General features: G+C 32.1%; 12 protein-coding genes and 1 other annotated feature. All 12 genes read right to left on the bottom strand.

Going from position 1 to position 14228, the window contains the following annotated elements; translation table 11 throughout:
- Positions 1-61 precede the first annotated feature (61 nt).
- Positions 62-844: an alpha/beta fold hydrolase gene (locus tag PG914_RS00005; protein WP_488821622.1), complete on the bottom strand. Its 783-nt coding sequence runs from the start codon at positions 842-844 to the stop codon at positions 62-64.
- A 9-nt stretch (positions 845-853) separates the two neighbouring features.
- Positions 854-2089, bottom strand: a complete 1236-nt coding sequence (locus PG914_RS00010) for a bifunctional folylpolyglutamate synthase/dihydrofolate synthase (protein ID WP_488821623.1) — start codon at positions 2087-2089, stop codon at positions 854-856.
- Positions 2082-4664: a valine--tRNA ligase gene (locus tag PG914_RS00015; protein ID WP_488821624.1), complete on the bottom strand. Its 2583-nt coding sequence runs from the start codon at positions 4662-4664 to the stop codon at positions 2082-2084. Before PG914_RS00015 ends, PG914_RS00010 begins: the two co-directional genes overlap by 8 nt.
- Complete coding sequence (locus PG914_RS00020) at positions 4639-5193, bottom strand: GNAT family N-acetyltransferase (RefSeq protein ID WP_488821625.1); 555 nt, start codon at positions 5191-5193, stop codon at positions 4639-4641. Before PG914_RS00020 ends, PG914_RS00015 begins: the two co-directional genes overlap by 26 nt.
- Before the next feature lie 44 nt (positions 5194-5237).
- Positions 5238-5447: a binding site (T-box leader), on the bottom strand.
- Positions 5448-5467: 20 nt separating this feature from the next.
- The gene (locus tag PG914_RS00025; protein ID WP_488821626.1) at positions 5468-6100 is read right to left on the bottom strand and encodes an NAD(P)-dependent oxidoreductase; all 633 of its coding nucleotides are present in this window, start codon (positions 6098-6100) and stop codon (positions 5468-5470) included.
- A 12-nt stretch (positions 6101-6112) separates the two neighbouring features.
- Entirely contained in the window at positions 6113-7057 is a 945-nt protein-coding gene (locus PG914_RS00030; RefSeq protein WP_488821627.1) for an L-lactate dehydrogenase, read from the bottom strand.
- A gap of 4 nt (positions 7058-7061) precedes the next feature.
- Positions 7062-7643, bottom strand: coding sequence for a ribosome biogenesis GTP-binding protein YihA/YsxC (yihA, locus tag PG914_RS00035; RefSeq protein WP_488821628.1), 582 nt, complete (start codon positions 7641-7643; stop codon positions 7062-7064).
- Between the two features lie 70 nt (positions 7644-7713).
- Positions 7714-10023 (bottom strand): endopeptidase La, encoded by a 2310-nt coding sequence (gene lon, locus PG914_RS00040; protein WP_488821630.1) that lies wholly within the window; start codon positions 10021-10023, stop codon positions 7714-7716.
- 148 nt (positions 10024-10171) lie between these two features.
- A complete protein-coding gene (tig, locus tag PG914_RS00045; RefSeq protein ID WP_488821631.1) occupies positions 10172-11455 on the bottom strand; it encodes a trigger factor in 1284 nt (427 codons plus the stop codon).
- 89 nt (positions 11456-11544) lie between these two features.
- The gene (locus PG914_RS00050) at positions 11545-12339 is read right to left on the bottom strand and encodes an aldo/keto reductase family protein (RefSeq protein ID WP_488821632.1); all 795 of its coding nucleotides are present in this window, start codon (positions 12337-12339) and stop codon (positions 11545-11547) included.
- Positions 12340-13221: a cation diffusion facilitator family transporter gene (locus PG914_RS00055; protein ID WP_488821633.1), complete on the bottom strand. Its 882-nt coding sequence runs from the start codon at positions 13219-13221 to the stop codon at positions 12340-12342.
- A gap of 5 nt (positions 13222-13226) precedes the next feature.
- A complete protein-coding gene (gene dgs / locus PG914_RS00060) occupies positions 13227-14225 on the bottom strand; it encodes a processive diacylglycerol alpha-glucosyltransferase (protein ID WP_488821634.1) in 999 nt (332 codons plus the stop codon).
- Positions 14226-14228: the final 3 nt, after the last annotated feature.

Here is a 14228-nt window from a genome sequence, read left to right on the forward strand (position 1 = left end):
ATTTATTTATCAATTTTTAGTAAGTTTCTAAAGAACAAGATAATTCATATTTTTTAATTATTTAACGTAAGTGATCAATTAACCAATTATTAATTTCAATCGCGACTTCTTCAGTTACTGTATCATTATTTAAATTATGATATCCACCAGAAATAAGCTTTAAAGTCTTATCAATATCTCCGAGTTTTTTCATATAAGACTCACTTTGTGAGTAATCTACTAATTTATCTTCTGTACCATGCAAAATAAGTATTGGTTTTTGAATTTTACCAACATGCTTATTCAAGTATTTTTGACCTGTTCTCATAATATTTCCCGCAAGTCTTAAAGTGAAGTATTTTAATGCGTATGGATCAAGATTATCTGATGGTGGGAAGTGAGAAAGTCTAGTGTCATTAAAATCTGTCTTAAATTTTAAGAAACCAAACAATTGATATGGGATTAAATTAAATGGTCCAAGACTTGTTACTTCAGTTGGACTAGATAAAATAATAGAACCATCATAATTATCATAAAGAGTAGAGTAAATGTTCGTAATTATTCCACCCATCGAATGCCCTAACAGATAAACAGGTAGGTTATATGTTTTTTTAGTTTCTTCAACTAAAGAATTCAAATCATCAGTGAAAATAAAAACAGACTTAATATCCCCTCTTTTACCTTGGGATTTTCCATGGCCTCTAACGTCATAAAGTACAACATTAAAACCGCCTTGGTTCAATAAGTCTGCTAGTTTTCTATAATAAACAGAATGTAATGCAATACCGTGAGTAATGATAACAGTTGCTTTTGCATTTGGAACAATTTGATTTTCAGTATAAATCATAGATTGGTTAATTAACATGGAATCACCTTATTTCAAGTACGGAATAATTTCTTTTTTCATGTACCCAATAAAGTGCAAACTACCAGTTATGATAACTAAGTCTGTTTCTCTTTTTCGTTTGATTAAATTTTCTAATGCTTTTTTAGGATCAATTTCAAATTTATAAGGAAGATTTTCTAAAGTTACATAACGAGTATCCGGAAAAGCAGTCGTAGTAATCGATGCAACATGTGGAGCTAACGCTTCGAGCATCTTTTGCGGCTCTTTATCAGATAATGCACTAAATAGTACATGTATATTATACATCTTAAAAACAGAATGTAAAGATAAAATGAGTGCCTCAATTGCATGCATGTTATGTGCACCATCTAAGATAACACCGTCTAACACTGTTTCTAAACGTCCGCCATATACTGTGGTTGATAAACCTTGCTTGATCGTTTCAATTGAAATTTTTGGAAATAAATATCTTATAATCTCAATAGCAAGCGAAGCATTGTATTTTTGATAATCCCCTAACAGTGATAGTTCATAGAACTCATTTTTACATTTAATTACATGGGGATAATCTGATATTGTTTCTATTTCTTCATCTTTAATTATTTGATAAGTTGCATGAACATTCTTACAATGAGTTTCAATTTGAGCATGTAATTCCTCTGTAACAGTGGTTATTAAGTGGTGGTTCTGTTTAACAATTCCTAATTTATTATAAAGTATTTCTTCTTTAGTATTGCCCAATTGTTTCGTATGTTCTAAACCAATATTTGTTATAACAGATACATCATAATCAATAATATTAGTTGAATCTAATAAGCCACCAATTCCGACTTCAATAACCATCACTTCTACTTTTTGTTCATAGAAATATTTAAATGATGCTAAAGTTAATAATTCAAAAAATGATAAGGTTTCACCTGTTTTTACTTTATAAGCTTCATTTAAATTATAGATTTCATTAAGTAACCTAACAAAATCTTCATCACTAATATTCACTCCATTTAATCTAATACGTTCATTAAAATCAACTAAATATGGAGAAGTGAATGTTCCAACACGAATTCCAGCTTCAACTAAAATTTTTGTGGTATACATACATACTGAACCTTTACCATTGGTTCCAGTTACATGAATCTTTTTAATTTTTGATAAGTCTAAAGAGAGCATTGCTAATGCTCTCTTTATATGATCTAAACTTGCTTTAGGTCTGAACTTATGTTGGGTTTCTACCCAATGTTTTGCTTCATCAAGTGTTTTAAACATGGTTTTGTAGTTTTTTTAGAACATCCTCATATTGTCTTTGATAATCTTCAAACTTTTGTCTTTCAACATCAAGTTTTTCTTTTGGTGCTTTTGCCAAGAAGCTTTCATTTGAAAGTAATCCTTTAGAACGAGCAATTTCCTTTTCTAACGATTCTTTTTGTTTTAATAAAGCTTCTTTTTCAGCTGCTAAATCAATTAAACCTTCTTTTTTAACATATATGTTAATATTTGCACCAGCAACTAGTACAGAATCTTTTTCATCTAAATTAAGGTCAAATGATAGATTTTCAGTATTTAAGAATTTAACAAAATACACTTCATAACTCTTCATCAAATCAAGTAAAGACTGATCTCTGAATGATAACGAGATACTTAATTTCTTACTTGGAATAACTTTATATTCAGCTCTTAAATTACGTACTCTAGTAATTGCATCTGACATTTCATTGAATAACTCAATTACATTAAAGTTATACTGAGCTTTTGGCCATTCTGATACCATAATTGATTTTTCATCAAAAATATCTAAGAATAGTTTTTCTGTAACAAATGGAATAAATGGATGCATTAATTTAAGAATTGCTTTTAATACATAAAGTAAGACTGCTTGTGTATTTTCTTTTAATGATTCATCTTGTAATGCAACCTTAGATAATTCTAAATACCAACTTGCAAATTCATCCCAAGTAAAGTTTTGTAAAACACGTGAGACTTCGTTAAATTCATATCGCTCGTAGAACTTATCAGCCTCATCAATAACTTGAGATAATCTTGTTAAAATCCATTTATCAATCATTGTTAATTTAGATTCATCAATCTTAACATTAACATCTTCGATGTTCATGGTAACGAATCTTGTAATATTCCATAGTTTATTGATTAAATTCCATGATGCTTCAATTTTCTTAATATCATAACGTGTATCCATACCAGGTGCTGAATTTGATACAATAAAGAATCTTAGCGCATCAATACCATATTCAGCAATAACATCCATTGGGTCAACACCGTTACCAAATGATTTACTCATTTTTCGTCCATCTTCAGCACGAATCAATCCGTGTAATAAAACTTGTTTAAATGGATCTTTACCAGTAAATTCAATACCTTGGAAAATCATTCTGGCTACCCAGAAGAAAATAATATCGTAGCCAGTAACTAAAACATCGGTTGGATAATAGCGTTTGAAATCTTCTGAATCAGTATTTGGCCAACCTAATGTTGAAAACGGCCATAAAGCACTTGAAAACCAAGTATCTAGAACGTCTTCATCTTGAACCCAGCCTTCACCTGGACATTCAATTTGAACTTTAGTTTCATCTCCTTTAAACCATGCAGGAATTCTATGACCCCACCAAAGTTGACGTGAAATAGTCCAGTCTTGAAGATTCGTCATCCAGTTTTCAAAAGTCTTCTTAAATCTTTCAGGAACAAATTCAATGCCATTTTTTTCTAATGTTTGTTTAGCTAAACCTTCCATCTTTACATACCATTGTAAAGATAATCTTGGCTCAACCATAACACCTGTACGTTCTGAATAACCTACTTGGTGAGTGTATTCCTCAACAAGTGGACATAAACCTAATGCTTTTAAGTCGTTTGTTACATTTTTACGACATTCAAAACGCTCTTGACCAGCATAAATACCAGCCATTTCATTCATCGTTCCATCTTCATTCATACAAAGTGGCATTTCTAAATTATGACGTTTAGCAACTTCATAGTCATTTGGGTCATGTGCAGGTGTAACTTTAACAACCCCAGTACCAAATTCCATATCAACATAATCATCAGCGATTACTGGAATTTCAGTTTTAGTACCTGGAATATATACCTTTTTGCCAATAAATGCTTGATATCTTTGATCTTCTGGATGAACCATTAATGCTTGGTCAGCAAACATAGTTTCAGGACGTGTTGTTGCAATCTCTAAATGACCACTACCATCAACAAATAGATAGTTGAAATGATAAAGTTTACCTTGAGTTTCTTCATATTCAACTTCGATATTCGAAAGTGCAGTTTTTGCTTGAACATCCCAGTTAATAATACGATAACCACGATAAATCCATCCTTTATTATAAAGGTCAATAAACACTTTATTAACGGCTTGATTTAAACCTTCATCTAATGTGAATCTTTCTCTAGAATAGTCTAAAGAAAGGCCTAAGGCAGCCCATTGTTGTTTAATGAAGTTAGAATACTCTTCCTTCCATTCCCAAGCTTTTACAAGGTAATTTTCGCGTCCTAAATCATATCTTGAAATACCTTGTTTCTTTAATCTTTCATCAATCTTCGCTTGAGTTGCAATACCTGCATGGTCCATACCTGGTAAATACAGCGCATCAAAACCTTGCATACGTTTACGTCTAATTATAATGTCTTGTAAAGTTGTATCCCAAGCATGACCTAAATGCAACTTACCGGTAACATTTGGTGGTGGAATAACAATTGTAAATGGTGTCTTTCTTTGATCTTTTCCAGCTTTAAATAAATCATTATCTAACCAAAATTGATAACGACCTTCTTCAACCAGTTTAAAATCATATTTAGTTGATAGTTCTTTCTTCATCATGGAAGTAATCCTCCTTCGTCATTTTGTAATACCATACTTCACTAATATCAGGATTTTCTAAAAATGTCTTATGTGTTTTATATTGAAATTTAAATCCATTTTTTTCAATAACTCTTTTACTAGCAATATTAAAGTCCGCATGTGAAATCATTAAGTAATCAAACTTTAAAATTGAAAATACATAATCAATAACAATTTTAACCGCTTCAGTCATATAACCTTGATTCCAATATGTATCATCAAGTACAAAACCTAATTCACAACCTTCACCAAATACATGATCATTTTGATAATTATGAAATCCAATGGTTCCTACCATCACATCATGTGGATTAATTGTGATTGCGAATATATTTTGTTCTCGAATAAAAAGGTCTAGTGTGCGTTTAGATTCATCTAAATTTTGATGTGGAAGCCATCCTGCAGATGGACCAACAGTTGGTTTCGATGCATAATAGAAAAATGCAACTAGATCTGAATGTCTAGGTGGACGTAATGTAACTCTTTTGCCAATTAAATCAGGTAACATATTTCACCTCTTAAAGCATAAAAAAATCCTTAGACTAAAACTAGTCTAAGGACGAAATAATCGCGGTACCACCTTAGTTCATAACTTTAAGTTATGCACCTTAATTTATGGATAACGGCACTACCCGGTTTTAACTACTTAACGTTCATTAAAACAGCTCCGTGACGACTTTCACTACTTCAATCCAAGTTTTTCACCAACCAACTTGTCTCTAGAGTTTTGAAATAATTACTCCTTCACTTCAATGCTTTCTTTTATTATACAAAATGTAACTTTAATATGCAATGGTAAAACGTGTTCCTAGATATTTTGAATTCTCAACTTCATCTAAAATCGCATATGCTAAATCTTGAACTGAAATTCTTGATTCAAAGTTATCATCATATAGTAAATAATCCTTACCATATTTGAATTTTCCAGTACGATTTCCATCAATTAATTCAGCTGCAGGAGATATGAATGTTTTTTGAAATGAATTGTCATTTTTGTATTTTTCATATACTGCATCTGGACCTTCTAATGCTTTTAACCAAGGTTTAGGAAAGAAACCTTGACGTACAAGTTCACCGTCATATTGAATCAGAGAGGTTGCACCAATGACAACAATAATTTTCTTTGAAAGTTTTTTTACTACTTCAAAGATTACATCATAGCCATCTAGGTAACGTTCTTTTTGAGCAGCATGATAATACCCAGGATTATATGCTGAGATGACATAATCAGCCGCACTTAAGATTTTTTCAAAATTTTCTTTTTCGAAAATAGTTAATTTATGTTGAAATAAATTTGGTCTTTCTTTGATTGCATTTCTTCTATAAATTGCATCAACTGTATGACCACGTAACAATGCTTCATCAACGATCTTTTCGCCGACAAATCCTGATGCGCCAATAACTGCAATACGCATAATGTCCTCCAATTATTTTTCTAATGTTGAAGCCTTCAAGATATTTTTAATAATTGTAGCTGATTCTTCAAATGCGATTTGTTCTTCAGCATCTAAATCAAATTCAAGTATCTTAATAACACCTTGTCTACCAATGATAGTAGGGGTTGAAATATAAACATCTTCAACATGATATTCACCAGTTAAATAACTAGATGTTGTTAAAATCGAACGTTCATCACGAAGAATTGCTGTACAAATTCTTGCAACAGCAACTGCTACTGCATAGTTTGTATAACCTTTTCTTTGAATGATTTCATACGCTGCATTTTTAACTTCACTAGCAATTCTTTGTTTAAAGCCTTTTTCTTTTATTTTTTGATCTTTGAAGTATTCATCAAAAGTAATACCGCCAATGGTAGTTTTTGAATATACTGCAATTTCACTATCACCATGTTCACCAATAATGTAACCATGAACATTTCTTGCATCAATATCAAAGGCTCTACCAATTGCTGATTTGAAACGAGCTGTATCTAAAACAGTACCCGAACCAATCACGCGTTCTCTTGGGAATCCTGAGATTTTCCAAGTTACATAAGTTAAAATATCAACTGGGTTTGAAACTACAAGCAAAATAGCATTTGGATTGTATTTAACGATTTCAGGAATTAACTTTTCATAGATTGCAATATTTTTATTCACTAAATCTAGTCTAGTTTCTCCAGGTTTTTGTGCAGCTCCTGCTGTAATTACAACAATATCTGATCCTTCAGTATCTTTGATTTCGCCTGAATAAACATCAACCGGAGCAACAAGTGATGTACCTTGGAAAATATCTAAAGCTTCACCTTCTGCTTTTTTATGATCAATGTCATACAACACAATATCACTAGATACTTTATTCAACATTAAAGCAAATGCAGTTGCACTACCTACATTACCTGCACCAATAATAGAAATTTTATTTGTTTTCATATGCTTACCCCTCAATGTATGTATTTGTAACTTCTGTAATTAATTCTTCTAAACCTTTTTTAGTTGAACTTGATGTAAAGATGACTCTTTGTCCATCAAGGAAATTGGATCTAACCAATTTTTCTTGCTTAATTCTAAATGATGACTTAATTTTGTCATACTTAGTAGCAACGATAATAATTTTTACATCTAATACTTGTAATGAATTATAAAGTGCAAGATCATCTTTTGTTGGACCCACATACGAATCCACCAGTAAGAAGATTTTCTTTAAATGACCATTTTTAACAATATAGTCTTTAATCATTCGCAGGAATGATTCCGACTGCGTTTTAGAGCGTCTAGCATAACCGTAACCTGGTGCATCAACTAAATACAAAGATTCATCCAACATAAAAAGATTAAGAGTAATCGTTTTACCTGGTGTTGCTGATACACGAGCTAAAGATTTTCTATTTGTTATCGAATTGATTAATGACGACTTACCAACGTTGCTTCGCCCCAATAATAAAATGTGTGGAAGGTTATCGTTTGGAAGTCCTGTCACATCTACTACTGAAGTTATAAATTCTGCTTTTTTTATCATATTCTCACCAAGTCTATTGTATCACGTAAAAAGAAAGAATGGATGCTTATTAGCAACCATTCTCATAATTTCACTTTAAAGCATTTTTGAATACATCAGAGACTTTTTCAACTGGAATAATTGTTAAAGTTTCTCTAACTTCTTGTGGTATATCTTCAATATCTCTTACGTTTTCTTTTGGAATAAGAATTGTGGATAAGCCACTTCTATGTGCAGCAATAGCTTTTTCTTTTAAGCCACCAATAGGTAGAACATAACCACGTAAAGTGATTTCACCAGTCATACCAACATCTTTTCTAACATATTTATTAGATGCAGCTGACATAATTGCAGTTGCCATGGTTACACCAGCAGATGGACCATCTTTTGGAACCGCTCCTTCTGGTACGTGAATATGGAAGTCATTTGTTTCAAATATTGATGGGTCAACACCGTATTCATTCGCATGTGCTTTAACAAATGATAATGCAGTCATTGCTGATTCTTTCATAACATCACCTAACTTACCGGTTAGAACTAATTGCCCTTTACCTTTATAGTAAGTTACTTCAACTGGTAATGTATCACCACCAAATGCTGTGTAAGCAAGTCCTGTAACAACACCGATTTGTTCTTGTTCATCAATCATGTTGTGGTCAAACTTAGGTTTACCAATATAGTTTTGAATGTTGTCTTTTGAAATGACAATTTTCTCTGCACTACCCATTAATAATTCTTTAATTGCTTTTCTAACTAAAGAACCGATGTAACGGTTAAGTTCACGAACACCAGCTTCTCTTGTATAATGGCGAATAATAAAGTAAATTGTTTCATCATCAATAAAGAATTTTTCTTTATCTAAACCATGTGCTTTAAGTTGCTTTTCAAGTAAGTGCTTTTTAGCAATTTGAACTTTTTCATGTTCAGTATAACTTGATAATTCAACAATTTCCATTCTGTCACGAAGAGGTGCAGGTACATTTTCTAAATAGTTTGCAGTTGTAATGAATAAAACTTGTGATAAATCATAAGGTTCTTCTAAATAATGGTCAGAGAACTTAGAGTTTTGTTCAGGGTCTAGAACTTCTAACATTGCAGAAGCTGGATCCCCTCTATAATCACTTGCCATCTTATCAATTTCATCAAGTAAGAAGACTGGATTTACAGTACCTGCGTCCTTCATACCTTTTAAGATACGACCTGGCATTGCACCTACATAAGTTCTTCTATGTCCTCTAATTTCAGACTCATCTTTAACACCACCAAGTGATTGTTTAACGAACTTACGACCTAATGCTTCAGCAATAGAAATTGCAAGTGATGTTTTACCAACCCCTGGAGGACCTGCAAAACATAGAATAGTCTGTGGATTTCTACCAGTCATAATCTTGACTGCTAGATATTCAATGATACGATCTTTTACTTTTTCTAAACCATAGTGATTCATATCAAGTTTTTCTTGCACTTTTTGAAGTACATTTAAATCTTTACTTGCTTTCTTCCAAGGAAGTGCAACTAAAAAATCTAAATAAGTCTTGATAATTTGGCTTTCTGCCATTGCTGATGGTGTAGATTGATAGCGAGACAATTCTTGTAAAGCTTTTTCTTCAATGTTTTTAGGCATTTTAGCTTTTTTAATTGCCTCTCTTAAAGCATCAATTTCATCTTCTTTTTTAGCCTTATCGCCTAATTCATTTTGAATCGCACGCATCTTTTCACGAAGGTAATATTCTTTTTGATTTTCATCAATAGCTTTTTTAACATCATCGTTAATACGTTGTTCTAAATCAGCAATCATCTTTAATTTAGAAATATCTTCTAAAATTAATTTTAAGCGTTTATTTAAATCTAGTTCAGCAAGGTACTTATACTTTTCAGTATCTTGCGTACGTAGATTAAACGCTAGGATATCCGCTAATTTATCAACTGATAAACCAGATTGAAGTTGTTCATTAGTTTGTTGAGCATTGTTTAATAGTTGATTACCATTTGTTATTGCTTCACTAGCAATCATTTTAATTAAAGTAGCTTCTTCGTCTGGGTTACCAAGAATGGTTTGGACTTCTTCATAATCTGCAACAAAGTATGGATCTGTTAAGAAGTACTCATTCACTCTAATACGCGATACAATATTGAATTTCACTTTATAGTTGTCATTAGGCAATTTAATCTTCATTGCAACCTTAGCAAGTACACCGTATTTTTCGATGTCAGCAGTGGTTGGATTTTCGATTAAAGGGTTCTTTTGAACAAGAATCAGTACGAATGAAGAGAAACTCTTTTCTGCTTCTTCGATAGCTTTAAGGGATACTTTTCGTCCGACTTCAATTCTAAAATCATTGTTTGGAAGTGGTACAATTCCACGAACGATCACAGCAGGTAAACTTGTTTGTAATTCCATAATTTTTCATCCCTTTCTTCTAGTGATATTCTATATTATATATTATAATACAAAATTGTCAATTAGCAATCATATTGCATGAGTGCCAATTTTTTTCTGTGTGAAAATCTCTTAAAATAAAACCCCTATTTTTTTAGGGGTTCCATTGTTATTTTTGAACAGCTGTTTCAACTAAGAAGTTTAGTGCTTTTTCAAATGCAATATCATTAGTTACTAAATCATCTGAGATATATTGTTTAATATTTTCAACTGGCATTTTATATAGTTTTGAAAGTTCTTCGTAACGAGCTACTAATTCATCAGCAGTCGCACCGAAACCTTCTTTCTTAGCTACCGCTTCAATTACAAGTGATTGTAGTACACGACGACGAGCTTGTTCTTGAGCTTGAGCTTCGAAAGCTTCAGCAGTTAAACCTGATAATTGTAAATAAGTGTTTAAATCTAATTGGTATTGTTTAGCTTGATTTTCAACATTCTTCTTGAAGTTTGCAACTTCTTGATCGAACATTTCTTGTGGAACATCAACTGAAGCATTAGCGACAACTTTTTCAACAACTTCTTCAGTAATTTTGTTTTTAGTTTCTAAATCTTTGTTTTTCTTTAAGTCAGCAGCGATTGAAGCTTTTAATTCAGCAACAGATGCTACACCTTCACGATTTAATGAAGCAACAAATGCATCATTTAATTCAGCACCAACAGTAACTTTAATTTCATGTAATTTAACTTTAAATACTGCAGGTTTACCAGCTAAATGTTCTGCACCATATTGTTCTGGGAATGTTACGTTTACGTCACGTTCTTCACCAACATTTAAACCAACCATACCTTCTTCGAAACCAGGAATGAATTGACCTGAACCAATTTCAAGTGAGAAGTTTTCAGCTTTACCATCTTCAAATGGAACACCATCTAAGAATCCTTCGAAATCAAAGATTGCAGTGTCACCCATATCAAGTGAACCTTCTGCTTTAGGTTCTAAATTAGCACCTTGTTTTAATAATGCATTAATTTCTGCATCTACTTCAGCATCAGTTACTTCAGTATTAACTTTAGCAACCTCTAAGCCTTTGTAATCACCTAATGTAACTTCTGGTTTAATTGCTACTTCGAAAGTAATATCAAATTCGCCTTTACCAACTTTTTCCCAATCAAAATCAATATTGTTTGGATCTGATACGATTGTAAATTCTTTGATTGCTAATGCATCATCAAATTTATGTCCAATTGCATGGTTTAATGCATCTGGATAAAGTGCGTTTGCACCAAATTTCTTTTCATAGATTGCTCTTGTTACATGACCTTTTCTGAAACCTTTGATTTCAACATCATCTTTAATGTGATGGAAGGCATGTTCTAAAGCATGTTCAAATTCATGCTCAGTAACGGTAAAAGTGAATTTTACGCGGTTGCTTGATATTTTTTCAAATTTCATAATAATCTCCTTCTGAATAACCTTTTATATTATAACACGACATAATTTAATTTATGTAAATAAACTCATGTTCACAAATTATACCGTAATTATGCCTCGATAAGCGCGATATCTTCACTATCTAATTCAAAATCAAAAATTTCAATATTTTGTTTTTGACGTTCTTTATTATGACTCTTTGGAATCACCAAAACGCCACGTTCAATTTGATAACGAAGTAACACTTGTGCCCAAGTTTTGTTATACTTTAAACCAATCTTTTCTAGTACTTCTTTATTAGGTACTGGATCTAGTGGACCCCATGCTTCTGGAAGAATTCCATGCATTAAGCAGTATTTAATTAAATTATGATTAAACTTTGCTGGGTTCGACTCAATTTGATTTACCATTGGTTTTATTTTGGCATGTTTCATGATGTATTCTAATTGTTCTTCATTAAAATTAGAGACACCGATTGATTTAAATAATCCTTTTTCATAATAGAATTCCAATTGTCGCCAAACTATAAGATTGGTTTCATGGTCACCAGGATGATGAATTAAATATAAATCAATATATGAACCGATACGATCAATTGACTCATCCATGGCTTTAATGATGAGTTCATCAGTTGCTGTTGTTTCTGGTCGCATTGGAATTTTTGATGTAACAAAAATTTCATCTCGGTTTAATCCTGATTCTTTTATTGATTTACCAATGACCGCTTCATTTTTATAAGCAATTGCTGTATCGACTAAACGGTAACCATTTTGATATGCCCAAATTAATTCCTTAGTATCCATATTAATTTCACCTTGGAAAGTATTACCTTCTTTTCCAAAGGTATTTGTACCCATGCCTACTTTAGGAATTTTAATACCGTTTGCTAAAACAAAAAATTCCATTCATTTTACCTCACTCTTGACGGGATTTACGTGAATCATAATATGTAATACAATTGGGAATTTTGATTCGATATGATCGTGCACATCTTCAGATATTTGGTGGGCACTTTTTAGTGATAATAATTCATCAACACCAATTTCAGCATCAACATATAAATAGTTAACGTGCTTTCTCATTTTTAGCATATCAATGGAGATAACACCTTTAACGCCTTGTATTTCATTTTTAATTTCATTATATGTCGCATCGTCTGGTGCTTCATCAACAATAAATGAAATACCTTCTTTAACCAATTTAAAACCTGCAAAAATAATAAATAATGCAATCATGATTGCAACATAGTGCTCAGTTTCAAATCCGAAAACAGTTGCGATAAAGACAGAAATTAAAACCATAAATGAAACGAGTATATCAGTCATATGGTTTACTGTCTCTGCTTTAAGCGCAGGTGTGTTATATTTCTTTAATCCATAAAGGTTTAATAACATCAAAAAAATCTTAACCACTAATGTTACAATAGCTACAAATAAAGCTTCATTTGTTGGCATTTGATGTGTATTTTGAAGTATTTGAATTAAACTATCTAAACCAATGAATACCCCAGTACCAAAGACTAAGATACCTAGGAAAAGATACATAATACCTTCATATTTTTGATGGCCATATGGATGATTTTCATCAGCCTTTTTGCTCGCCACTTTAAGTGTGATAACCATACCGATAGAAATCACAATATCACTTAATGAATTAAAGCCGTCAGAAACCAAAGTAGCTGATTTAAAAATATAACCAGCAATTAGTTTTGTTGCAGCTAGAATAATGTTTATAACAAGTGATATATAGACAATGCGCAAGACATTTGATTTTAAATGTTTTCTCATGTTGCTTACTTTTTAATTGAGATGACCTTCTCATAAACTTTCTTAAGTTCTAAGCCGACTTTTTCAATTGAACGCTCCTCTACAATTTTGTATCCTTCTTCAATCATCTTACTGTTATCCTGAGAAGTCACAGTCTCAATTAATTGCTTAAATTCACGATTATTGTGTCCTTTTAAGACATGAATCTTATCAAATAACCAGTCATAATAAACCGGAATATCTCTTATGATGATTGGTAGTCGTGATGCGAGTGCTTCTAACACGACAATGCCTTCTGTTTCTTCATAACTTGGGAAAAACATCGCAGAGGCACCTTGAAAGGCACCTTTCATGACATCCCCTTCAACATATCCTGGCATAATCACATTTTTCGGTCTGTTTTTGATCTTTTTACGAATAAAATGAGTCATCATATAACCAGGTAAAGCACCAAACCAAATAAACGTTACATCTGGTAATGTTCTTGCTACTTCAATAAAATCGTGAATACCTTTACGTTCAAATAAAAGTCCCACGCCAATAATAACTTTTTGATCTGGTTTTAAATTAAAGTGCTCTCTAAATGCTTTAACCTTTTTTGGATCTTGTGCATAATCCGCTAAATGAATACCATTTGAAACTGCTACGACTGGTGCTTTAACAACATGCATCGATTCGATTAAAAATTTAGAATATCTCGTTGGAGTGATGATTAAATCTGCATCACGATATATATTTTGTAAATGTTTATAGAAAAATGGTGCAATAAAACGCCACATTGCGAAACTTCTTCTAAAGTCTTGTACTGTTGAATGTCCGTGGACAATTGTTGGGTACTTTTTCTTAAACTTTCTAATGACTTTAGAATGTGCAATGTTGACATGCACCAAATCATACGAGTCATTTGGGTCTGTTGTATACTCGATACCTACTGAGTCAAGTGCCTTTTTTTGATGATAAAAAGCACGGCCGATACCGGAACGTTTTAACATGCTCTGTTTTTGAGAGTAAAGTAAGACCTTCATAGT

The sequence above is a fragment of the Acholeplasma sp. ORD1043 genome (assembly GCF_057808485.1).

Excerpts from the sequence above, each read along its gene's own strand:
- PG914_RS00055 (WP_488821633.1), bottom strand. The coding sequence starts at position 13,221 with ATGAGAAAACATTTAAAATCAAATGTCTTGCGCATTGTCTATATATCA.
- PG914_RS00050 (WP_488821632.1), bottom strand. The coding sequence starts at position 12,339 with ATGGAATTTTTTGTTTTAGCAAACGGTATTAAAATTCCTAAAGTAGGC.
- tig (WP_488821631.1), bottom strand. The coding sequence starts at position 11,455 with ATGAAATTTGAAAAAATATCAAGCAACCGCGTAAAATTCACTTTTACC.
- lon (WP_488821630.1), bottom strand. The coding sequence starts at position 10,023 with ATGGAATTACAAACAAGTTTACCTGCTGTGATCGTTCGTGGAATTGTA.
- PG914_RS00025 (WP_488821626.1), bottom strand. The coding sequence starts at position 6,100 with ATGCGTATTGCAGTTATTGGCGCATCAGGATTTGTCGGCGAAAAGATC.
- PG914_RS00020 (WP_488821625.1), bottom strand. The coding sequence starts at position 5,193 with ATGTTACCTGATTTAATTGGCAAAAGAGTTACATTACGTCCACCTAGA.
- PG914_RS00030 (WP_488821627.1), bottom strand. The coding sequence starts at position 7,057 with ATGAAAACAAATAAAATTTCTATTATTGGTGCAGGTAATGTAGGTAGT.
- yihA (WP_488821628.1), bottom strand. The coding sequence starts at position 7,643 with ATGATAAAAAAAGCAGAATTTATAACTTCAGTAGTAGATGTGACAGGA.
- PG914_RS00015 (WP_488821624.1), bottom strand. The coding sequence starts at position 4,664 with ATGATGAAGAAAGAACTATCAACTAAATATGATTTTAAACTGGTTGAA.
- PG914_RS00005 (WP_488821622.1), bottom strand. The coding sequence starts at position 844 with ATGTTAATTAACCAATCTATGATTTATACTGAAAATCAAATTGTTCCA.
- PG914_RS00010 (WP_488821623.1), bottom strand. The coding sequence starts at position 2,089 with ATGTTTAAAACACTTGATGAAGCAAAACATTGGGTAGAAACCCAACAT.
- dgs (WP_488821634.1), bottom strand. The coding sequence starts at position 14,225 with ATGAAGGTCTTACTTTACTCTCAAAAACAGAGCATGTTAAAACGTTCC.